The organism is Solwaraspora sp. WMMA2080 (assembly GCF_027497395.1).
GTDB lineage: Bacteria > Actinomycetota > Actinomycetes > Mycobacteriales > Micromonosporaceae > Micromonospora_E.
The window spans coordinates 6,253,736-6,274,347 of sequence record NZ_CP114910.1 but is presented as its reverse complement, the minus strand read 5'-3'; the positions used below and the strand labels follow the sequence as shown (position 1 = coordinate 6,274,347).

Sequence of the window (20,612 nt, the reverse complement as noted above, 5' to 3'; positions counted from 1 at the left end):
GCCGACGAGATCGGCCGTACCCATGGCTGCGTTCACTTCACGCGCAACGGGCGCGAGTACATGGTGCTGATCTCGAATGAGGGCCTTTCAGTCGCTGGAGGCGACCTCGAACTGTTTCCTCCTGAACGGCCGGGGGGTGAGGGGACCGACTCCGCTGACCCCGTCACCCCACTCGGCTCGCGACCGTCAGCGACGGCCGGTGACGATGTACTGCAGTTTGAGTTCGTGGTCGGGTGCCACGCCGAACCGTTGATCGAGTTCGTAGATCGAGGTCAGCGGTGCGGCCGTGACATCGCGCAGACCGGCTCCATCCAGCACCGCCACGGTCTGGTCGATGGACTTCGCTGTGGCCAGCGGCAGCGCCGAGCGCACCGCGCTGTCGTAATGGTCGGCGAAGTTCTCCGAGGCGTTGTCCAGCCCATCGGGGAACCAGGTGCTGTCGACCACGGCGACCGTGCCGCCGGGGCGCAGCAGGCGTACCCAGTTGGCCACAGCGACCTGCGGCTCCCGCAGCGTCCACATCAGGTAGCGGCTGGTCACCGCGTCGAAGCTGGCCGCCGGGAAGTCCGGGGACACGGCGTCGCCGTACGCGATGACCGGGCCGCCGGGCATCGCGGCGGCGTGGTGCCGGGCCCGCTCCAGCATTCCCTTGGACAGGTCGATGCCGGTGACCCGGTGGCCGAGGCCGGCCAGCACGATGGCCGCCTGTCCGGTGCCGGTGCCGACGTCGAGCACGTCCAGCGGGGCCGGCGGCAGTGCCGCCGCCCAGACCTGTGACCAGGCCTGCTGGTCGGCGGCGAACCGCTCAGGGCGCTGCACGTACGCGTCGTACCCGGGTGCCCGGCCGGTCCAGTACGCGTTGATCCGGTCTTGTACGGCCGTCATGCCGCGGTCCTCTCCTCGGTCGCCTCGTGTGGGCGGAACAGCAGGTGGATGGCTCCGTCGAGGTCCAGCCGCCGGATGCCGATCCCGTAGACCGGTTCGAGCACCGCCGGGTCGAGCACCTCGTCCGTGCTGCCGGCGGCCGCCACCTGACCCTCGCCGAGCAGCACCAGGTCGTCGCAGTAGCGGGCGGCCAGGTTCAGGTCGTGCAGTACGACGATGGAGCAGGTGCCGAGGTCCCGCACCAGTTGCAGGACCTCGTGCTGGTAGCGGATGTCCAGGTGGTTGGTCGGCTCGTCGAGCAGCAGATGGGTGGCCTGCTGGGCGAGAGCTCGGGCGATCAGCACCCGTTGGCGTTCGCCGCCGGACAGCCCGGCGAACGCGCGGGCACCCAGGTGGGCGGCACCGACCCGGGCCAGGCATCGGGCCACGATCTCGCGGTCGGCCCGACTGGTCCGCTGGAACGTCGACAGGTGCGGACCCCGGCCCAGCAGCACCAGCTCGGCCACGGTCAGCGCGGTGTCCGCGCCGCCGGCCTCCTGCACCACCACGGCCAGCCGGCGGGCGACCTCCCGCGACGGCAGGCCGGTCAGCTCGTCGCCGTCCACCACGACCCGCCCGGCACCACCGCTGCGCCCGGCGCCACCGCTACTGCGCCCGGCACCGCCGCTGCGCAGGGCACCGTGGAGCAGGCGCAGCAGGGTGGTCTTGCCGCTGCCGTTCGGGCCGATCAGCCCGAGGACCCGGCCCGGTCGGGCGGTCACGCTGACCCCGTCGATCACCGGGTTGGCGCCGTAGCGCCAGGAGACCTCGGTCGCGGTGATCACGACTCGGCCTGGAAGTGCTGCACAATCCGTTCAAGTCCGTCGATGGACAGTGGGGTCGGCGGCTCGGTGAAGTTGAACAGCTGGGTCAGCACGTCGCCGTTGCGCACGGCGGCCAGGTTCTCCGCCCCGGGCAGCCCGGTCAGGCCCTGTTCGACGGCGGCCGGGTCGCCGTCGCTGTACAGCAGGACCAGCACGTCGGGGTCGCGGCCGAGCAGTTCCTCCACGGTGACTTCGAAGACCCGTTCCGGTACGTCGTCAAAGACGTTGCGGAACCCGGCCGCCTCCAGCTGCGGGTGCGCCATGCTGGCGGTGCCGTACGCGTAGGTGACACCGCCGCCGACGGTCGGGTACAGCACCGCGGCCGTACGGCCGGAGCCCGCCCCGGCCTGGGCCTGCACCTGCGCCATCCGCTCTTCCAGCGCGGTGACCGCCGCAGCCGCCTCGTCGGCCCGGTCGAACACCTCGCCGTACGTTCGCATCTGGGCGTAGATGTCGTCGAAGGTCGGCACCGCCGTGCTTCCCGGGCACATCGCCGGCTCCTCGAGCAGCGGGATGTCCACCGCCGACAGCGTGTCCCGGGACAGGTTGTCCACCTCGCCGAGCACCAGGTCCGGCTGTTGGCTGATCACCACTTCCTTGGAGATCTGCAGGTGGCCGCTGGTGTCGGTCTTGTCGGTCAGCAGCGGGACGCGGTCCAGCTCGGACAGGGTCGCCTCGTCGTAGTACTCCGCCGGGTACTGCCCGGCCCGGGCGGTGACCCGGTCCAGCACGCCGAGCGCGTGCAGGTACGGCACGGCCGCGCTCTTGAGCAGCACGACCCGCTCCGGCGCAGCGTCGAGGGTGACGTCGACGCCGCAGTTGGTGACGGTGACCGGGTAGCCGTCGGCGGCGTCCGGCGCGGGGTCGGCACCGGCCTCGCCGCATCCGGCGGCGAGCAGCACGGCGGCGGAGACCGCCGCGACGGCGGTGGTACGGCTTGTCCTCATGGTGCTCCTCGACTGTTCGGCAAACTCGGGGGCCCAGTTGGACCCGGTGCTCGGGCAGGCCCGGTGGTCACCCGGACGCGGCGTGCAGGCGGCGGATCAAAACCAGCAGGAAGGGTGCGCCCAGCAGCGCGGTGATGATCCCGATCGGGATCTCCTGGGGGGCCAGCAGGACCCGGGCCAGCACGTCGGCCCAGACCAGCAGGATCGCGCCGAGCAGGGCGGCCACCGGCACCACCCGTACGTGTGGCGCGCCGACGAGCCGCCGGGCCAGGTGGGGCACGACGAGGCCGACGAAGCCGATGCTGCCGGCGGCGGAGACCAGCACGCCGACGCTCAGCGAGACCAGCACCAGCAGGCGCAGTCGGAACCGGTCCGGTGACACGCCGAGGGTCTGCGCGGTCTCGTCGCCGATGGCGAGCACGTCCAGTCGCCGGCCGACGATTGTCAGGTACCCGGTCGTCCCGACCAGCACGACGGCGGCCACCGCCAGCAGCGCGTCCCAGCGGGCCAGCCCCAGCGACCCGAGCAGCCAGAACATCACCGACCGGGCACCCTCGGCCGACCCGGAGGCGAAGATCAGGAAACTGGTGGTGGCGTACAGCGCGTAGCCGACGGCGACTCCGGACAGCAGCAACCGGATCGAGGTGACCCGGCCGCCGCTACGGGCGATCAGGAAGACCAGCAGCGACGCGGCGAGGGCGCCGATGAAAGCGCTGGTGGACAGGGCGTACTGGCCGAAGCCGGCACCGGCCCCGAACAGGATCGCCGCCGCCGCGCCGCTGGACGCTCCGGAGTTGATGCCCAGCAGGTACGGGTCGGCGAGCACGTTGCGGACCATCGCCTGCAACGCCACTCCGCACACCGCCAGCCCGGCACCGACGAGCATGCCGAGCAGCACCCGGGGCAGCCGGACCTGCCAGACGATGGCCTGCTCCGGAAGGCTCCAGGTCGCCTCAACGGGCAGTCCGACGAGTTGGTTGCCGATGATGGCGGCGACGGTCGTCGGGGCGATCCCGATGGCACCGGAGCCGACCGCCACAACGGCGGTGGCCACCAGCCCGACGGTCAGCGCGACCAGCCAGATCCCGGTCCGGCGGCGCTGTGCGGCGACGCCGAGCAGGTCGCTGCGGGCTGCCGACAGGGTGGCCGCCGCCATCGCCCCACCCCCGTACGCCGATCTGTTGCTCTTGCAAAGTTATGGCAAAAGCTAGCAGCAAGATCAGCGGATCCGGAAGGCGGTGAGGCACTGTTCACCTCGGCGTCGGTCAGCTGCGCCGGAACTGGTAGTTGCGGCCCTTGCCGGCGCGCTGACCGCGACCGGCGAGCCGGTCCGGGCGGGCGCTCCTGGCCTGCGGGCCGGAGCCCGACGCGAGCGCGCGGGCAGCGCGCCGACCCTCGGCGGGCAGCGCGTCCTCAGGCAGCGCGACCTCGGGCAGATCGATCTCGGACAGAGCGACCTCGGGCAACGCGAGGTCACTCGGGGCGTTGTCGGGCACGGTGAACCGGGGCGTCGTCGTGTCTTGTTCTGGTCGTTGCGCCATGCGGGAAAGACCTCCTGGCTGCGAACCGCCACGCGAACCCGCGGCGGTGACGGGTGAGATGCGGGAGGCGGGCGCCGCAGTCACCGACGACGGTCCACGATGACGGGACCAGCCAGCCGGAGACGCCGTGACGCCCGCAGGGCCGACCGGCGGCGGGAACCCGCACGGCACGGATCGACGGCGACCGCCGAGCGGTCGCGGCACTGCGTTGAGAGGGCGTCAGAAGCGCATGACCGTCACGCTAACCGGTGCGCTCCCCCGGCGCACCCGGTTTTCCAGACAGCCCGGCGGCGCGCCGGGCCGGTACGCAGCTCAGCCCTGCGGGGCCACCGGGTTGGGCAGGGCGCCACCGAACCGGCGGTCCCGCTGCGCGTACAGCTCGCAGGCGTACCACAGGTGCCGCCGGTCGAAGTCGGGCCAGAGGGTGTCCAGGAAGACCAGCTCGGCGTAGGCCGACTGCCAGAGCATGAAGTTCGACGTCCGCTGCTCGCCGGACGGCCGCAGGAACAGGTCCACCTCGGGCACTTCCGGGTGGTAGAGGTAGCGGGCCAGCATCTTCTCGTTGACCCGGGCCGGGTCGACCTTGCCGGCCGCGACGTCCCGGGCGATCGCCGCCGCCGCGTCGGCGATCTCCGCCTGGCCGCCATAGTTGACGCAGAACTGCAGGGTGAGCGTGCTGTTGTGGCGGGACATCTCCTCGGCGGTCTGCAGCTCGGAGATCACGCTCTTCCACAGCCGGCCGGCCCGGCCGGACCACACCACCCGTACCCCCAGGTCGACCAGCTGGTCGCGGCGACGGCGGATGACGTCACGGTTGAAGCCCATCAGGAAGCGGACCTCGTCCGGCGAGCGGCGCCAGTTCTCCGTCGAGAAGGCGTACGCCGACAGGTACGGAATCCCCAGCTCGATCGCGCCTTCCACGGTGTCGAACAGCGAGAACTCCCCCTGCTCGTGCCCCTTGGTGCGGGGCAGACCACGGTCCTTGGCCCACCGGCCGTTGCCGTCCATCACGATCGCCACGTGGTCGGGCAGCGCCTGCTTCGGCAACGCCGGTGGCCGGGCCCCGGACGGGTGCGGAGTGGGTGCCACCGGCGGGCGCAGGCCCCTGCCCTTGGTCATGGTTGCGTCTCCTGGGAACGGTCGACCAGCGGCAGCGAGCGTAACCCGCGCTCCAGATGCCACTGCAGGTGCGCCGCCACCAGCCCGCTGCACTCCCGCCGGGTGGCCGGTTCCGACGTGTCCGCCACCTGCCAGTCGCCGGTGGCCAGGGCGGCCATCAGGTCGATGGTGGCCGGGGCCGGGTGGGCCGCGCCGGGTGGTCGGCAGTCCGGGCAGACACACCCCCCGGCCGGTACGGAGAACGCCCGGTGCCGGCCTTTGGTGCCGCACACCGCGCAGTCGCGCAGCGCCGGCGCCCAGCCGGCGAGGGCCATCCCGCGCAGCAGGTACGCGTCGAGCACCAGGGTGCCGGCGTGGTCGCCCTCGGCCAGTGCCCGCAGCGCGCCGAGGGTGAGCTGGAACAGCCGCAGCGACGGTTCCCGCTCCACCGGGGTGAGCCGCTCGGCGGTTTCGACGATCGCGCTGGCGGCCGTGTAGCGCGGGTAGTCGGCCAGGAACCGTTTGCCGTACAGGTGCAGCCCCTCGACCTGGCTGACCGTGTGCAGTGAGCTACCGGGCCCGTCCGGGTTCCCGGCGATCTGCAGGTCGACGTGGCCGAACGGCTCCAGCCGGGCACCGAACCGGGAGGTCGTCCGGCGTACCCCCCGGGCCACCGCCCGCAGCCGGCCGTGCCGGCGGGTCAGCAGGGTGATGATCCGGTCGGACTCGCCCAGTTTCTGTACGCGGAGCACCACCGCGTCGTCGCGGTAGAGCTGGCGGCGGTATCCGGGCACCCGGTCATTGTCCCGCGCCGACCGGGCGTGCCGGCGACCGGCCCTGATGCGGACTCAGGGTCGCGATCCGGGACAGATTCGTGGCCGTGCCGGATGTGCCCCGCCGTTGGCGCTCATAGCGTCACCGGCATGACTCGCACCCGCACCACGACCACCGCACTCGCCGCCGCGTCGACCGTCGCGCTGCTGGCCGTCACCTCGGCCGCGTGCGCACCGCTTGACTGGCACCAGATGGACTTCGACGACACCGAGACGGTCCCGATCACCGCCGTACGGATCGTGGAATCCGGCGACGGGGACGTGCTGGTGCGGACCCGGCCCGGTGACACGGTCGAGATCCAGCGGGTCGTCCGCTACCAGCGCTCCGAGCCGGGTCGGACCTACCGGATTGACGGGACGGTGCTCGAACTGGACACGTCGTGCGGCTGGCGGTGCGACGTGTCGTACGACATCGTCGCGCCCCCGGGCGTCTCGGTCGAGGGTGAGAACGGCTCCGGCCAGCTGATGCTGTTCGACGTGTCGGACGTGTCGGTCCGGGTCGGATCGGGGAGCATCACCATCGACCGGGCTACTGGTCGGGTGGACGCGCGGACCGGTTCCGGCGGCATCACCGCGTACCGGCTGTCCGGTCCGGCGGAGCTGCACACCGGTTCCGGCTCCATCGACGGCCGCGATCTCAGCGGCGATGGCGTGGTCGCGACCACCGGCTCCGGGAAGGTGGCACTCACCCTTGACGACCCGGGTCCGGTGCGCGCCGAGACGTCCAGTGGGTCGGTGCACGTCACCGTGCCCGCGGGTAGCTACCGGATCCGTACCGAGACCGGATCCGGATCGGCCGACGTACGGGTGCCGGACGATCCGGACGGCGAGCATCTGATCGACGCACGGACCGGCAGCGGGAGCATCACCATCGATCGCAACCGGGACTGATCAGGAGAACCTCCCGAAGACACCAGGTCAGAAGCCCAGTTTGCGCAGCTGCCGGGGGTCACGCTGCCAGTCCTTGGCCACCCGGACGTGCAGGTCGAGGTAGACCCGGCTGCCGAGCAGCTCCTCGATCTCCTTGCGGGAGCGGGTGCCGACGTCGCGCAGCCGGCTACCGCCGGCGCCGATGACGATCGCCTTCTGACTCGGCCGCTCGACGTAGATGTCAGCGTATATCCGGATCAGCGAATCCTCTGGGAGCATCTCCTCGACGATCACCGCGATCGAGTGTGGCAGCTCGTCCCGTACGCCCTCCAGCGCGGCCTCCCGGATCAGCTCGCCGATCAGCACCTGCTCGGGCTCGTCGGTGAGCATGTCGTCCGGGTAGAGCCGGGGAGATTCGGGCAGGTGGCCGGTCATCACGTCGACCAGGGTCTGCACCTGGTGGCCGGTGGCGGCGCTGACCGGCACCACGTCGGCGAAGTCACCCAGCTCGCTGACCGCGAGCAGCTGCTCGGCGAGTCGGTGCCGGTCGACCAGGTCGGTCTTGGTGACCACCGCCACCACCGTCGCCTTGAGCTCGGCGATCTCCCCGGTGATGAACCGGTCGCCCCGGCCGACCGGCTCGTCGGCCGGGATACACAGCCCGATCACGTCGACCTCACTCCAGGTCTGGCGGACCAGGTCGTTGAGGCGTTCGCCGAGCAGCGTCCGCGGCCGGTGCAGCCCCGGGGTGTCGACCAGGACGAGTTGCGACTGCGGCTGGTGCAGTACGCCCCGGATCACGTGCCGGGTGGTCTGCGGCTTGCTGGAGGTGATCGCGATCTTCTGCCCGACGATCGCGTTGGTCAGGGTCGACTTCCCGGCGTTCGGGCGACCGACGAAACAGGCGAAGCCCGCCCGGAAGGTATCCGGCGGAGACGATCCGCGCGAGCTCACTGGCGTACCGTGCCGAGCAGTGTGCCGTCCGGGGCAGCGACGTGGACCGGCGCGTCGGTGGCCAGGTCCCGCACCACCGCGTGCCCGGCACCATCCAAGGTGGAGGCTTCGGTGACCACGGCGGCGGCCTCCAGCCGGGTGGCCCCGGACGCGACCGCCGACGCGACCGCCAGCTGCAACGCGGTCAGCGTCAACGACGGCAGTGCGACGTTAGCCCCGGCGTAGGTGCGCCCGTCCTGGTCCCGTACGGCGGCGCCCTCGGCCGCCCCGATCCGGGCCCGGGCGCTGCGGGCCAGCACGACCAGCTTGCTGTCCTCGGCGCTGATCTGCGGCTCCGGCTCCGACCCGGCCGGCGTGGCCGACGGCGACTCAGGCATCTGCGTGCTGCCTTTCCTCTGTTCTGGCATGACGGTGGTCCTTGCCGTCCGCGGTGTGCTCGGCCGACGGCTCGGCCGGCTGGTCGACGGTCCGGCGTACCAGGACGGTGTCCACCCGGTTGCGCCGGCCGGTGGTGCCCTCGGCGACCAGCCGGAGGCCGGCGACGGTGACCTCCGCACCGGGGATCGGCACCCGGCCGAGCAGGTGGGCCATCAACCCGCCGACCGTCTCGACCTCGTCGTCGGAGATCTCCACGTCGAACAGCTCGCCGAGGTCCTCGACCGGCAGCCGGGCGGTCACCCGGACCCGGTCGTCGTCGAGTCGTTCGACCGGTGGCCGCTCGACATCGTACTCGTCGGTGATTTCCCCGACGATCTCCTCCAGGATGTCCTCGATGGTGACCAGTCCCCCGGTGCCGCCGTACTCGTCGACCACGATCACCAGGTGGGTACGGGCGGCCTGCATCTCGGAGAGCAGGTCGTCCACCGGCTTGGACTCCGGCACGAACGTCGCCGGGCGCATCAGCTCGACCACCGGGACCTCGTCGCTGCCCGGCCCGACCGCGTGGGCCCGACGGACCACGTCCTTGAGGTAGATGATGCCCACCACGTCGTCGACGTTGCCGCCGATCACCGGGATCCGGGAGAAGCCGGACCGCAGAAACAGCGCCAGTGCCTGGCGCAGCGTCTTGTGCCGTTCGATCCACACCATCTCGGTCCGCGGCACCATCACCTCGCGGGCGATGGTGTCGCCGAGCGCGAACACCGAGTGGATCATCTGGCGCTCGCCGTGCTCGACGACACCGCGCTGCTCGGCGAGGTCGACGAGCTCCCGCAGCTCGATCTGGGTGGCGAAGGGGCCTTCCCGGAAGCCCTTGCCCGGGGTCACCGCGTTGCCGATCAGGATCAGCAGCGAGGCCAGCGGGTTCAGGGCGCGGCCCAGGCCGCGGACCAGCGGCGCGGTCGCCCGCGCCACGACGAAGGCGTGCTGGCGACCGATCGTACGCGGACCGACGCCGACCACCACGAAGCTGACCACGGTCATCGCCCCGGCGGTGACCAGTGCCGCCGTCCAGCCGGCGCCGAAGGTGTCGACGGCGACCAGCGCGACCAGGGTGGTGGCGGTCAGCTCGCAGAGCAGCCGGAGCAGCAGTAGCAGATTGACGTGCCGGACCGCGTCCGCGGCGACGATCTGCAGGGCCCGGGCGGAACGGCTGCCGTCGCGGGCCAGCTCGGCGGCCCGGGCCGGCGAGACGACGACCAGCGCCGCCTCGGTCATCGCGATGATTCCGGCCAGCACCACCAGACCGGCGGCGATGACCAACAGTTGCAGGTCCGGCAGCCCGGTGGCTGTCGCAGCGGCGGCCAGCGGGGTGCCGGTGGTATGGCCAGAGTTCACGTGGCCCGGGCTTCCTTCCAGCTGTAGAGCAGGCGAGCCTGCAACTCGAACATCTCACGTTCCTCGTCCGGCTCGGCGTGGTCGTAGCCGAGCAGGTGCAGCACCCCGTGCACGGTGAGCAGGTGCAGCTCGTCGGCGGCGGCGTGCCCGGCGGTGGCCGCCTGCTTGGCGGCCACCTCCGGGCAGAGCACGATATCGCCGAGCAGGCCCGGCTCGTCCGGGCTCGACTCGCCCGGACCGTGGTCGACGCTGCCCTCGTCCATCGGGAAGGCGAGCACGTCGGTCGGCCCGTCGCTGCCCATCCAGCGGTGGTTGAGCTCGGCCATGTAGTCCTGGTCGACCAGCAGCACCGACAGCTCCGCGAGCGGGTTGACGCCCATCTCGTCCAGCGCGTGACGGGCGACGGCGAGCACCGCGTCGGTGTCGACGTCGATTCCGGACTCGTTGGCGATCTCGATGGACACGTGTCTCTCCCGAAGCTCTATCGGCGCCGGTTCGCCCGGCCACCGTGGGCGGTCCGGCCCTGGACCGCGTGGACGCCCTGATTCTGCTGTGCCTCGCGGTCGGCGTCCCACCGGGCGTACGCGTCGACGATGTCGCTGACCAGCCGGTGGCGCACCACGTCGGTGCTGGACAGCTGCGCGAAGTGCACATCGTCCAGGCCGGTGAGGATGTCCCGCACGGTACGCAGCCCGCTGGAGGTGCCACCGGGCAGGTCGACCTGGGTGATGTCGCCGGTGACCACGATCCGGGAACCGAAGCCGAGCCGGGTCAGGAACATCTTCATCTGCTCGGCCGTGGTGTTCTGCGCCTCGTCGAGGATGATGAAGGCGTCGTTGAGGGTGCGACCCCGCATGTAGGCCAGCGGCGCGACCTCGATGGTGCCGGCCGCCATCAGCTTCGGGATGGAGTCGGGGTCGAGCATGTCGTGCAGCGCGTCGTAGAGCGGACGCAGGTAGGGGTCGATCTTCTCGTAGAGCGTGCCGGGCAGGAAGCCGAGCCGCTCACCGGCCTCGACCGCCGGCCGGGTCAGGATGATCCGGTTGACCTGCTTGGCCTGCAGTGCCTGCACCGCCTTGGCCATCGCGAGGTAGGTCTTGCCGGTGCCGGCGGGGCCGATGCCGAAGACGATGGTGTGCGCGTCGATCGCGTCCACGTACCGCTTCTGGCCCAGGGTCTTGGGCCGGATGGTCCGCCCGCGCCGGGAGAGGATGTTGAGGGTGAGCACGTCGGCGGGGCGCTCACTGCCGCCCTGCGCCAGCATGCCGACGGTACGCCGGACCGCGTCGGTGGTCAGCGTCTCGCCCTTGGCGATGAGCTCGAGCAGCTCGCTGAACAGCCGCTCGGCGACCGCGTTGTCCGACGGCACACCGGTGATGGTGATCTCGTTGCCGCGTACGTGGACGTCGCTGGCGAGGGACTGCTCGACCAGCCGCAGGATCTCGTCGCCTGCGCCGAGCAGGTTGACCATGATCTGCTGGTCCGGGACGGTGATCCTGGTCTGCACCCGGGCCTGCCCGGGAGGTGGAGTGCCGGTCATGGGTCGGCCTGACGGCCTTTCGCACCTGCTTCCATTTCAGCGCCCCGACCCGGTCGGCCGTGGCGGGCGGACTTGCTGCCATCGTATCCGCTCAACGCCCGGCGCAGCGGCTCCATTTCCGCCGGTTGTCACCGGGACAGCAGCGGACCGAGCGGTGCTCCGCCGAGCACATGGGCGTGCACGTGGAACACCTCCTGACCGGCGTACCGGCCGGTGTTGAAGATCAACCGGAAGCCGTCCGCAGCGAGCCCTTCGGCCTGCGCCACTGCGGCCGCCGTGGCCAGCAGCTCGCCCGCGACGGCGGGGTCGGCCGTGGCAAGCGCGGCGACGTCGGGGTGGTGCTGCTTCGGTATCACCAGTACGTGGGTGGGTGCCTGCGGGTGGAGGTCCCGGAACGCGACCGTGTTGACCCCGTCGTACAGCAGGGTGGTCGGCAGTTCCCCGGCGGCGATCCGGCAAAAGACACAGCTGTCGCTCACCCGACGGATGGTAGCGGTGACCGGGGTCCGGCCGGTCCACCGCCGCGCCACCAGCGCCTCAACCACCGCGCTACCAGCGGTCCAGCCGACCGGAGAGCAGGGCGAGTGCCGCGACACCGGCGGTCGACGTCCGCAGCACCGCCGGGCCGAGCCGCACCGGCCGGGCCCCGGCGTCGACGAAGGTGGCCAGCTCGGCGTCGTCGATCCCGCCTTCCGGCCCCACCACCAGCAGCACCGACCCGGTGGTCGGCAGGTCGGCGACGGCCAGCCGCTGCTGCGCCGACTCGTGCAGGACGAAGCTGGCGGCCGACGCCGCGCACCGGGCGGCGACCGCGTCGGTGGGCTCGGCCGGCTGCTGGTCGGACCCGCCGATCGTCGGCAGCCACGGCCGGCGGGCCTGTTTGGTGGCCTCCCGCGCGGTGCCGACCCATCGTTGCCGGGCGCGGGCACCACGGTCGTCGCGCCAGCGGGTCACCGAGCGGGCGGCCGCCCACGGGACGATCTCGTCAACCCCGACCTCGGTCATCGCCTGCACCGCCAGCTCGCCCCGGTCGCCCTTGGCAATGCCCTGCGCCACCACCAGCCGGGGGTCGGCGGCGCTGACCTGCCCGGTGTCGGTGATCCGCAGGTCGAGCTGGTGCCGGCCGACGGCCTCGACCACCGCGTCGGCGACACCGCCGCGCCCGTCGGCGAGCCGCAACCGCTCACCCGGGCGCAGCCGGACCACCGTGGCGGCGTGGTGGCCCTCCGGCCCGTCGAGGGTGTGACCCGGCCCGGTCGGCAGGCGCTCGACGAGAAACAGTGGGGCGCTCACGTCGGATCGGTTCTCCGCTGCTGCTCGGCGGCCGGCGTCGGGTCAGCCGTGGCCGTTGAACGCGTCGCGCATCCGGGAGAAGAACCCGCCCTGCTTGGTCAGCTCGGCGACCTCCTCGCCCCGGGCCTTGGCGAACTCCCGCAGCGTCCGCTCCTGCTCCGCGTCGAGCTTGGTCGGGGTACGCACGTCGAGGTGCACGTAGAGGTCGCCGCGGCCGGTGCCGCGCAGATGCGGCACGCCGCGCCCACGCAGCCGCAGGGTGGCACCCGGCTGGGTGCCCGGCTTGACGTCCACCGGCTCGTCGCTGTCCAGGGTCCGGATGGTCAGCCGGGTGCCGAGCGCCGCGGCGGTCATCGGCACGGTGACCCGGCAGTGCAGGTCGTCACCCTTGCGGGAGTAGACGTCGTGCGGCCGCTCGTGGATCTCGACGTACAGGTCACCGGCGGTGCCCCCGCCCGGCCCGACCTCGCCCTGCTGGGCCAGCCGGATCCGCATCCCGTCCTCCACCCCGGCGGGGATCTTGACGGTCAGCGAACGTCGGGTCCGCACCCGGCCGTCGCCGGAACAGGTGGTGCAGGGGTGCGGAATGACGGTGCCGTAGCCCTGGCAGGCGACGCAGGGCCGGGACGAGACCACCTGGCCGAGGAAGGTCCGTTGCACGGACTGCACCTCGCCGCGCCCGCCGCACGCCTCGCAGGTCGCCAGGTGGGTGCCGGCCGCGGTGCCCGCGCCGGAGCATGTGGTGCAGATCACCGCAGTGTCGACGGTGATCGGCGCTTCCACGCCGAACGCGGTGTCGGTCAGATCGAGCTCGAGGCGCAGGATCGCGTCGGCGCCGGGGCGGGTCCGCGACCGGGGCCCACGGGAGCCGGCCGCCGCCCCGAAGAAGGCGTCCATGATGTCCTGGAAGCCGACGAAGGGCCCGGCCCCGCCGGGGCCGCCGCCGGGCGCGCCGCCGGGCGCCAACGGGTCGCCACCGAGATCGACGATCTGCCGCTTCTGGTCGTCGGAGAGCACCTCGTACGCGGCGTTGATGTCCTTGAACTTGTCAGCCGCCACCGGATCCGGATTGACGTCCGGATGGTACTGCCGGGCCAACTTGCGGTAGGCCCGCTTGATGTCGTCAGCGGAGGCGTCCCGGCTCACGCCGAGAATCCCGTAGTAGTCCTTGGCCACTGCGTCTGGTGTCCTCATGTGTCAGTCTCGCATGTGCAGTTCGCCGGGTCGTTTTGATCCTGCCCGCCGGTCAGTTCTGCGCCAGCAGATCGCCGACGTAGCGTGCCACGGCGCGAACCGTGGCGATGGTGCCGGGGTAGTCCATCCGGGTGGGCCCCAGCACGCCGAGGCCACCGACCATGACAGTGCCCGGACCGTAACCGGTGCTGACCACGGATGCGGCCCGCAGATTGTCGATCTCGTTCTCGTCGCCGATGCGGACCCGCAGGGTGCTCGGCTCCACCTCGCCGATCAGTTTGAGCAGGACGACCTCCTCCTCCAGTGCCTCCAGTATCGGGCGCAGGGAGCCCTGGAAGTCGAGTAGTCCCCCTCTGGCCAGGTTAGCGGTCCCGGCCAGGGCGAGGCGTTCCTCGTGCCGCTCGACCAGCGTCTCCAGCAGGACCGTCGAAAGCGTGGTCATCGCCGGTCGCAGGTCCGCTGGCACCTCGTCGACCAACGCCTGGACCAACGGCGGGGTATCGGAGAGCCGACAACCGTCGAGCTTCTCGTTGGCCAGCCGACGCAGGTCGGTCACGTCGTCGGCACTGATCGGGGCCGGCAGCTCCACCAGTCGCTGCTCGACCCGGCCGGTGTCGACGATCAGGACCAGCATCAGCCGAGTGGTCGAGATCGGCACCAGTTCCAGGTGCCGGACCGACGACCGGGACAGGCTCGGGTACTGCACCACCGCGACCTGGCGGGTGAGCTGGGCGAGCAGCCGGACGGTGCGGTGCACGACGTCGTCGAGGTCGACGGCGCCGGCGAGGAAACGTTCGATCGCCCTGCGCTCGGCCGGGCTGAGCGGTTTCACCCGGGACAGCCGGTCGACGAACAACCGGTAGCCACGGTCGGTCGGGACCCGCCCGGCGCTGGTGTGCGGCTGCCGGATGTAGCCCTCCTCCTCCAGCACCGCCATGTCGTTACGGACGGTCGCCGGTGACACCCCGAGCTGGTGCCGCTCGACCAGCGCCTTGCTGCCGACCGGCTCCTGGGTGGCGACGTAGTCCTCGACGATCGCCCGGAGCACGTCGAGTTTGCGGTCGTCGAGACCCATCTGCACCTCCTCCGCTGACACCGGTCGGACCGGTCCGAGGCTACGGTCCCGGCCGTCACGGCGGCCGGTGGGTGGCCGGACCGACGACGGACGCCGTTGCTGGCACTCGCCGGTTGTGAGTGCCAGCATACGTCGATCGGGCCGGGCCGGCGATGATCAATTCGCCGGGCGGGGGCGTACCGGGCGATATGTCACCAGACGCACTCACCCTGTCGGATCGGGCGGTTCACTCGGGCTCGGATCGGTCGGCCGGCGGGCACCGTAAGGCCGGCCGGCCAACCCAGCGCAAGCCGACCGACCAGCGGAGACGGCCTACCCGGACGGGAAATTCGTCGGCGGGGCTAACTGGCGCGGCTTGATCCCTCCCCCTACCGTGTCGGGCATGACTGAACCACCTCGCCCACCAGGGGAGTACGGTCCCGGCGGCATGCCGCAGGACCCCAACTCCCCGCCGCCACCTCCAGCGTCCTACTCGATGCCGGGCGAGGCCTCCTCTCCCGGATACCCCCCGCCGCCCGGCGGCGCGAGCCCGCCCCCCGGCGGATACCCCCCGCCCGGCGGTTTCCCGCCCGGCGGTCCGGCGTACGGAGGTCAACCCCCGTCCGGCTACGCCACCAACGACGACAAGACCTGGGCGCTGATCGCCCACTTCGGTGGCGCCCTGGGCGCGTTCATCAGCTTCGGACCGCTCGGTTTCGTCGGCCCGCTGATCGCCTACCTGGTCAAGGGTCAGCAGTCACCGGCCGTACGGGCGCATGCGCTGGCCGCGCTCAACTTCCAGATCCTCTGGTCGGCGATCGCCTTCGTGCTGCTCTTCGTCAGCTGGTGCCTGTTCTTCATCCCCAGCCTGGTGGTGTTCGCGATCCAGATCATCTTCGGGATCATCGCGGGCGTGAAGGCCAACGAGGGGACGCTGTACAAGTACCCGATGTCCGCCAACTTCATCAAGTGACGCCGCTCGCCCCCGGATCCGTACCGGCTCCGGGGGCGTCACCGGTGGTGACAACGGGCCACCCACGGAAGGTCGCCCAGCAGCGGTTTCACGGCAGCAGGTCACGGACGATCGCGTCGGCCAGCAGCCGGCCACGCAGGGTCAGTACCGCCTGCCCGGCAGTGAGCGCTTCGGGGTCGAGTAGTCCGTCGTCGCCGGCCCGCCGGGCCGCGACCCGGCCGGCCGGGGCCAGGCGCGCCAGCGGCAGCCCACTGGCCAGACGCAGCCCCAGCATCACCTCTTCGAACTGCTGCTCGGTGTCGGTGAGTAGTTCCCGGCCGTGGCCGGGCGACCGTCCGGCGGCCAGCCGCTCGGCGTACGACCGGGGATGCCGCACGTTCCACCAGCGGACCCCGCCGACGTGGCTGTGCGCCCCCGGCCCGAGCCCCCACCAGTCGCCGCCGGTCCAGTACAACAGGTTGTGCCGGCACCGGCCGGCGTCCGACCGTGCCCAGTTCGACACCTCGTACCAGTCGAATCCGGCGCCGCTCAGGGCCGACTCGGCGGCGAGGTAGCGGTCGGCGGCGACGTCGTCGTCGGGGTACGGCAGTTCGCCGCGCCGCATCCGGGCCGCCAACCGGGTGCCGTCCTCGACGATCAGCGCGTACGCGCTGACGTGGTCCACCCCGGCCGCCACCACCGCCGCCAGCGACTCGTCGAAGTCCGCCGCGCTCTCCCCCGGCGTACCGTAGATCAGGTCGAGATTGACGTGCTCGAACCCGGCCTCCCGGGCCTCTCGGGCGGCGGTGACCGCGCGGCCCGGCGCGTGCCGGCGGTCCAGCACGGCGAGCACCGCCGCCGCGGTCGACTGCATGCCGAGCGACACCCTGGTGTAGCCGGCGGCGCGCAGCGCCCGCAGCGACGCCGGCGTCACCGACTCGGGGTTGGCCTCGGTGGTGACCTCCGCGTCGGCGGCCAGCCCCCAGGTGGCGTCGATCGCGTCGAGCAGCCGGGCCAGTGCGTCGGCGGGCAGCAGACTCGGCGTGCCGCCGCCGACGAAGACCGTGTCCACCTGCCGAGGCGGCCGGTCAGCCAGGACCTTCGCGGCCAGCTCCAGCTCGGCCAGCACGGCGTCCAGGTACTCCCCGACCGGTGCGCTGCCGCCGAGTTCGGCAGGCGTGTACGTGTTGAAGTCGCAGTAGCCGCAGCGGGTGGCGCAGAACGGCACATGCAGATAGACCCCGAAGCCGCGCCGGCCGCTACGGGCGAGCGCGGATGGCGGTAGCGCCCCGTCGGCGGGCACCGGCGTACCGGCGGGTGGTGCTCCTGGCATGGGACTAGTGTGCCGGCATGGATGAGCCCCGACCCACCAGGTCCGCGCAGCCACTGATCCGCACGGCCACCGCCGCCGGGATCACCACCCTGACCCTGGACAGCCCGGGCAACCGCAACGCGCTGTCCACCCCGCTGATGACCGACCTGCTCGCCGCGTTGTCCGCAGCGGTCGCCGACCCGCAGGTCCGGGTGGTGGTGCTGAGCCACACCGGGCCGGTCTTCTGCTCCGGTGCCGACCTGAAGGAGACCGCTGAGGCGTACGCGACCCGGCAGGTGCCGGTCGGGATGCTCGGCGACGTACTGGCGGCGATGTGGGAATGTCCCAAACCGGTGGTGGCCCGGGTCGGCGGCCCGGCCAGGGCCGGCGGGCTGGGGCTGATCGCCGCGGCCGACATCGCGATCTGCGACGCGGCGGCCACCTTCGCCTTCACCGAGGTACGGCTCGGAGTGGTCCCGGCGGTGATCTCCGCCACCGTGCTGCGCCGGCTGCAGCCACGGGCGGCGGCGCAGCTGTACCTCACCGGTGAACCGTTCGACGGTGCCCGGGCGGCGCAGATCGGTCTGGTCAGCGCCGCCGTACCGGCCGGGGAGCTGGACGCCGCGGTGACGGCGAGCTGCGCCGCGCTCGTCCGGGGCGCTCCGGGCGCCCTGGCCGGCACCAAGCAGCTGCTCCGGCGCACTCCGCCGACGGACATCCGGGCCGAGACGGCCGAGCTGCGCGAGCTCTCCACCGGATACTTCCTCTCCGACGAGGGCCGCGAGGGCGTACGGGCGTTCCGCGACAAACGCGACCCGAGCTGGCTGCCGGGACGGTGAGCACGGATACTCGCCCCGAAACGGGGTAACTCCGGCGTACGGGGCCGAGGCGTACGGCGTAAGGGTCGGGTACGGCAAGCGCGCGGGGCCCTCTCCCGCTGGACGACACAACCGTCCCTGGTGTACCAAAGGTCCCAGCAATACGCGTGGGGGTGACGGTGCGGGCTCGGACGGTGCTGGTGCTGGTCGCCGTGCTGGCGGCAATCGCCCTGTTGGGCGGGGTCGGCCTGGGCCGGTGGATCGGCGATTTCGCGTTGCCCGGTGGTTATCGGGGTTGCACCGTCGAGCTGCCCGATTCCATGCCCGGGGCCGGCGACGGCCAGTTGCGCCGGGTGACGCTCGATCCGGAGCAGATGGCGAACGCCGCCACCATCGCGGCGATCGGAGTGCAGCGCGGGCTGCCGCCGCGTGCCGTGGTGGTGGCGCTGGCGACCGGGTTCCAGGAGTCCAAGCTGCGCAACCTGACCGGCGGTGACCGGGACTCGGTCGGATTGTTCCAGCAGCGACCCAGCCAGGGGTGGGGCACGGTCGAACAGATTCGCGACACCAGGTACGCGACGAACGCGTTCTACGCCGGCCTGGAACGGATCCGGGGCTGGCAGGACATGCGGGTCACCGACGCCGCCCAGGCGGTCCAGCGGTCGGCCTTCCCCGAGGCGTACGAGAAGTGGACCGACGAGTCGCAGGTACTCACCGCCGCGCTGCTCGGCGAGGCCACCGGCGCGGTCGCCTGCACGGTGACCCAGGATCCGGTGATGCGGGGTGCCGAGGCGACGGCGGCGCTCACGGACGGTCTGCGGCTGGACTGGGGCGGGCTGGAGTCGCTGCTGCCGGGACCGACCACGCCGTCACTGAGCGTTCCGGCAGAGAACACACAGGCCGGGTGGCGATATGCGCACTGGCTGGTTTCCCATGCCACTGATCACGGCGTCAAAAGGGTCACGTTCGGCGATCAGGAATGGACTGCGGAAGGCGGCAGTTGGTCGTCGATTTCCGGCAGTGAGATCGAGACCGGGCGGGTGATGGCGGAGGTCTTCGCCTGACGTCGACAACTGCCCTCTGGTTGCACATCTTAACTGACAGTTAGCGCAACATGTGGCAAATTATACAATCCGGACATCTCGCACGATGCTCCTGTACCGAAAGTGCGTGCCCCGACACCTCATGTGCGATCAACTGTGGCCGACCACACGGCCCGCGAATTGCTGACAATCGGCCCGGGCGGGCCGGCCGAGAGGCGGGCTAGGATCGGCATCCGCCAGGCCCGAATGGGCGCACCACCGACAGGACGGGAAAGTTGTGTTCGATTACGGCGGGCGGACCGGTTACGAAGCGATCAGCGACATCGACCGCAAGGAGTTCCACGAGCAGGGCTTCCTCCTGCTGCGCAATGTGCTGACCGAGGACCACCGAGCGGCACTCGAGGCCGCGGTCGACCGGGTGTACGCCGAGGAGAAGGCCGCCGGTAAGACCACCGCCGACGGCACCCTGCACCTGCTGGGCTTCCTGGACCGCGACGAACTCTTCGGCGACCTGCTCACCCATCCGATCGCGTTCCCCTACATGTGGGGGCTGGCCGGTTGGAACATCTACACCCACCACAACCATCTCGACGTCACCCCACCGGCGCTGGAGCCGGAGAAGCCGTACTGGGGGTGGCACCAGGACGGCTACCGGCAGAACTCCGACCCGGAGACGATGGACCCGAACCTGCCCCGGCCGATGTTCTCGCTGAAGGTGGCCTACGTCCTGTCCGACCTGTCGGAGACCGGCCGCGGCGCCACCAAGGTGATCCCCGGCAGCCACCTGCGCAACTCCCTGCCCCGCCCGGCCGACCTCACCGTGCACAACCCGGATCCCGAGGGTACGGTCGAGATCACCGCCAACCCGGGCGACGCGTTCATCTTCGACCGCCGGCAATGGCACTCCCGGTCGACCAACCTGTCCACGATCACCCGCAAGATGCTGTTCATCGGGTACACGTACCGCTGGATCCGCCCGTTGGACGAGTTGCATGTCGACAAGGACGGCCAGTGGTGGGCGAACCGGACCCCGGTGCAGCGACAGCTGCTCGGCGAAGGCACCCACACGGCGAACTACTGGGGCATCAACTGGGACGGCTACATCGACGACGAAATCCCGCTCCGTAAGGAACTCAAGGAGCGTGAGCTGCTCGACCGCAGCATCCCCTGGCTGCGCTGACCAGCGGTCACCGGGTCCGTCGTCGGCATCCGCCCCGCCTGTGCCGGGGATGGGCGCCGACGACGGACCAGGTGCCGTCAGCTGTCGATCGCGCGGTCAGTCCGTCGGCCCGAGCGCTCGGCCAGTCGACCCGGCCAGTCAGTACCGGCTCATGCTGCGGCGGCCACCGACCCCGACGACCAGTGCCACACCGACCGCGGCCAGAATCACCTGCACGAAGAACTCCCGCCAGTCGAAGCCGGCGGTGCTGGCGAAGCCGCCGGCACGGGCGATGACAGTGCCCAGCAGGGCGGCACCGACGCCGATCAGCATAGTCAACCAAATCGGGATGTTCTGCTTGCCCGGCACGACCAGACGGCCGAGCGCACCGATAATGAGGCCGACGATGAGTGCGGTGATGATGCCCATGACGCTCATCTTTTCTCCTCCTTGTCGGAGATGTCGCGTTGTCCTTGGTGA

Annotated in this window: 23 protein-coding genes; 5 read left to right on the top strand and 18 right to left on the bottom strand. The window is 71.3% G+C overall.

The genetic code is table 11. The features are described 5' to 3' along the window. Positions 1-186: 186 nt before the first annotated feature. From O7543_RS28775 to recO, 7 genes are all read right to left on the bottom strand, one after another. A complete protein-coding gene (locus O7543_RS28775) occupies positions 187-885 on the bottom strand; it encodes a class I SAM-dependent methyltransferase (protein WP_281550991.1) in 699 nt (232 codons plus the stop codon). Next, entirely contained in the window at positions 882-1,709 is an 828-nt protein-coding gene (locus tag O7543_RS28770) for an ABC transporter ATP-binding protein (RefSeq protein ID WP_281550992.1), read from the bottom strand. The genes O7543_RS28775 and O7543_RS28770 overlap by 4 nt, the downstream gene beginning before the upstream one ends. Then, a complete protein-coding gene (locus O7543_RS28765; protein ID WP_281550993.1) occupies positions 1,706-2,695 on the bottom strand; it encodes an ABC transporter substrate-binding protein in 990 nt (329 codons plus the stop codon). Before O7543_RS28765 ends, O7543_RS28770 begins: the two co-directional genes overlap by 4 nt. 67 nt (positions 2,696-2,762) lie before the next feature. Next, on the bottom strand, positions 2,763-3,851 hold the full coding sequence (locus O7543_RS28760) for an iron ABC transporter permease (RefSeq protein ID WP_281550994.1): 1,089 nt from the start codon (positions 3,849-3,851) through the stop codon (positions 2,763-2,765). 109 nt (positions 3,852-3,960) lie between these two features. Then, a complete protein-coding gene (locus O7543_RS28755) occupies positions 3,961-4,236 on the bottom strand; it encodes a hypothetical protein (RefSeq protein ID WP_281550995.1) in 276 nt (91 codons plus the stop codon). Between the two features lie 312 nt (positions 4,237-4,548). Beyond that, positions 4,549-5,355 carry an isoprenyl transferase gene (locus O7543_RS28750; protein ID WP_281550996.1) on the bottom strand — a complete coding sequence of 269 codons (807 nt, stop codon included), beginning with the start codon at positions 5,353-5,355 and terminating at the stop codon, positions 4,549-4,551. Further along, the gene (gene recO / locus O7543_RS28745) at positions 5,352-6,128 is read right to left on the bottom strand and encodes a DNA repair protein RecO (RefSeq protein ID WP_281550997.1); all 777 of its coding nucleotides are present in this window, start codon (positions 6,126-6,128) and stop codon (positions 5,352-5,354) included. The genes O7543_RS28750 and recO overlap by 4 nt, the downstream gene beginning before the upstream one ends. 129 nt (positions 6,129-6,257) lie before the next feature. Here recO and O7543_RS28740 point away from each other — a divergent pair, with 129 nt between their 5' ends. Then, positions 6,258-7,058 carry a DUF4097 family beta strand repeat-containing protein gene (locus O7543_RS28740; protein WP_281550998.1) on the top strand — a complete coding sequence of 267 codons (801 nt, stop codon included), beginning with the start codon at positions 6,258-6,260 and terminating at the stop codon, positions 7,056-7,058. 27 nt (positions 7,059-7,085) lie between these two features. On the opposite strand, the gene era is transcribed toward O7543_RS28740, so the two are convergent. The 9 genes from era to hrcA form a co-directional block, all read right to left on the bottom strand. Next, entirely contained in the window at positions 7,086-7,991 is a 906-nt protein-coding gene (gene era, locus O7543_RS28735) for a GTPase Era (protein ID WP_281550999.1), read from the bottom strand. Next, positions 7,988-8,368, bottom strand: coding sequence for a cytidine deaminase (locus tag O7543_RS28730; protein ID WP_281551000.1), 381 nt, complete (start codon positions 8,366-8,368; stop codon positions 7,988-7,990). Before O7543_RS28730 ends, era begins: the two co-directional genes overlap by 4 nt. Then, the gene (locus O7543_RS28725; RefSeq protein WP_281551001.1) at positions 8,361-9,767 is read right to left on the bottom strand and encodes a hemolysin family protein; all 1,407 of its coding nucleotides are present in this window, start codon (positions 9,765-9,767) and stop codon (positions 8,361-8,363) included. The genes O7543_RS28730 and O7543_RS28725 overlap by 8 nt, the downstream gene beginning before the upstream one ends. Then, entirely contained in the window at positions 9,764-10,231 is a 468-nt protein-coding gene (gene ybeY / locus O7543_RS28720) for an rRNA maturation RNase YbeY (RefSeq protein ID WP_278170664.1), read from the bottom strand. The genes O7543_RS28725 and ybeY overlap by 4 nt, the downstream gene beginning before the upstream one ends. 17 nt (positions 10,232-10,248) lie before the next feature. Then, entirely contained in the window at positions 10,249-11,307 is a 1,059-nt protein-coding gene (locus O7543_RS28715; RefSeq protein ID WP_281551002.1) for a PhoH family protein, read from the bottom strand. A 128-nt stretch (positions 11,308-11,435) separates the two neighbouring features. Next, complete coding sequence (locus O7543_RS28710; RefSeq protein ID WP_281551003.1) at positions 11,436-11,786, bottom strand: histidine triad nucleotide-binding protein; 351 nt, start codon at positions 11,784-11,786, stop codon at positions 11,436-11,438. A 70-nt stretch (positions 11,787-11,856) separates the two neighbouring features. Then, positions 11,857-12,600 carry a 16S rRNA (uracil(1498)-N(3))-methyltransferase gene (locus O7543_RS28705; protein WP_281551004.1) on the bottom strand — a complete coding sequence of 248 codons (744 nt, stop codon included), beginning with the start codon at positions 12,598-12,600 and terminating at the stop codon, positions 11,857-11,859. Between the two features lie 42 nt (positions 12,601-12,642). Then, on the bottom strand, positions 12,643-13,776 hold the full coding sequence (gene dnaJ, locus O7543_RS28700; RefSeq protein WP_281555662.1) for a molecular chaperone DnaJ: 1,134 nt from the start codon (positions 13,774-13,776) through the stop codon (positions 12,643-12,645). A 70-nt stretch (positions 13,777-13,846) separates the two neighbouring features. Beyond that, entirely contained in the window at positions 13,847-14,869 is a 1,023-nt protein-coding gene (gene hrcA / locus O7543_RS28695; RefSeq protein ID WP_281551005.1) for a heat-inducible transcriptional repressor HrcA, read from the bottom strand. A gap of 382 nt (positions 14,870-15,251) precedes the next feature. Here hrcA and O7543_RS28690 point away from each other — a divergent pair, with 382 nt between their 5' ends. Continuing rightward, positions 15,252-15,821 carry a DUF4870 domain-containing protein gene (locus O7543_RS28690; RefSeq protein WP_281551006.1) on the top strand — a complete coding sequence of 190 codons (570 nt, stop codon included), beginning with the start codon at positions 15,252-15,254 and terminating at the stop codon, positions 15,819-15,821. Positions 15,822-15,909: 88 nt separating this feature from the next. On the opposite strand, the gene hemW is transcribed toward O7543_RS28690, so the two are convergent. Next, the gene (hemW, locus tag O7543_RS28685) at positions 15,910-17,133 is read right to left on the bottom strand and encodes a radical SAM family heme chaperone HemW (RefSeq protein ID WP_281551007.1); all 1,224 of its coding nucleotides are present in this window, start codon (positions 17,131-17,133) and stop codon (positions 15,910-15,912) included. A gap of 17 nt (positions 17,134-17,150) precedes the next feature. On the opposite strand from hemW, the gene O7543_RS28680 reads away from it, so the two are divergent. The 3 genes from O7543_RS28680 (at position 17,151) to O7543_RS28670 (ending at position 20,153) form a co-directional block, all read left to right on the top strand. Further along, positions 17,151-17,951: an enoyl-CoA hydratase-related protein gene (locus O7543_RS28680; protein WP_281551008.1), complete on the top strand. Its 801-nt coding sequence runs from the start codon at positions 17,151-17,153 to the stop codon at positions 17,949-17,951. 254 nt (positions 17,952-18,205) lie between these two features. Next, complete coding sequence (locus O7543_RS28675) at positions 18,206-18,994, top strand: hypothetical protein (RefSeq protein ID WP_281555663.1); 789 nt, start codon at positions 18,206-18,208, stop codon at positions 18,992-18,994. A 256-nt stretch (positions 18,995-19,250) separates the two neighbouring features. Continuing rightward, positions 19,251-20,153, top strand: a complete 903-nt coding sequence (locus O7543_RS28670) for a phytanoyl-CoA dioxygenase family protein (RefSeq protein WP_281551009.1) — start codon at positions 19,251-19,253, stop codon at positions 20,151-20,153. Positions 20,154-20,291: 138 nt separating this feature from the next. Here O7543_RS28670 and O7543_RS28665 read toward each other — a convergent pair whose 3' ends face one another. Further along, entirely contained in the window at positions 20,292-20,570 is a 279-nt protein-coding gene (locus O7543_RS28665; RefSeq protein ID WP_281551010.1) for a GlsB/YeaQ/YmgE family stress response membrane protein, read from the bottom strand. Positions 20,571-20,612: the final 42 nt, after the last annotated feature.

Coding starts and splice junctions, on each gene's coding strand:
- O7543_RS28765 (WP_281550993.1), bottom strand. CDS start 2,695: ATGAGGACAAGCCGTACCACCGCCGTCGCGGCGGTCTCCGCCGCCGTG.
- O7543_RS28755 (WP_281550995.1), bottom strand. CDS start 4,236: ATGGCGCAACGACCAGAACAAGACACGACGACGCCCCGGTTCACCGTG.
- O7543_RS28740 (WP_281550998.1), top strand. CDS start 6,258: ATGACTCGCACCCGCACCACGACCACCGCACTCGCCGCCGCGTCGACC.
- O7543_RS28680 (WP_281551008.1), top strand. CDS start 17,151: ATGGATGAGCCCCGACCCACCAGGTCCGCGCAGCCACTGATCCGCACG.
- O7543_RS28750 (WP_281550996.1), bottom strand. CDS start 5,355: ATGACCAAGGGCAGGGGCCTGCGCCCGCCGGTGGCACCCACTCCGCAC.
- O7543_RS28715 (WP_281551002.1), bottom strand. CDS start 11,307: ATGACCGGCACTCCACCTCCCGGGCAGGCCCGGGTGCAGACCAGGATC.
- O7543_RS28690 (WP_281551006.1), top strand. CDS start 15,252: ATGACTGAACCACCTCGCCCACCAGGGGAGTACGGTCCCGGCGGCATG.
- O7543_RS28665 (WP_281551010.1), bottom strand. CDS start 20,570: ATGAGCGTCATGGGCATCATCACCGCACTCATCGTCGGCCTCATTATC.
- hrcA (WP_281551005.1), bottom strand. CDS start 14,869: ATGGGTCTCGACGACCGCAAACTCGACGTGCTCCGGGCGATCGTCGAG.
- O7543_RS28730 (WP_281551000.1), bottom strand. CDS start 8,368: ATGCCTGAGTCGCCGTCGGCCACGCCGGCCGGGTCGGAGCCGGAGCCG.
- O7543_RS28760 (WP_281550994.1), bottom strand. CDS start 3,851: ATGGCGGCGGCCACCCTGTCGGCAGCCCGCAGCGACCTGCTCGGCGTC.
- O7543_RS28775 (WP_281550991.1), bottom strand. CDS start 885: ATGACGGCCGTACAAGACCGGATCAACGCGTACTGGACCGGCCGGGCA.
- hemW (WP_281551007.1), bottom strand. CDS start 17,133: ATGCCAGGAGCACCACCCGCCGGTACGCCGGTGCCCGCCGACGGGGCG.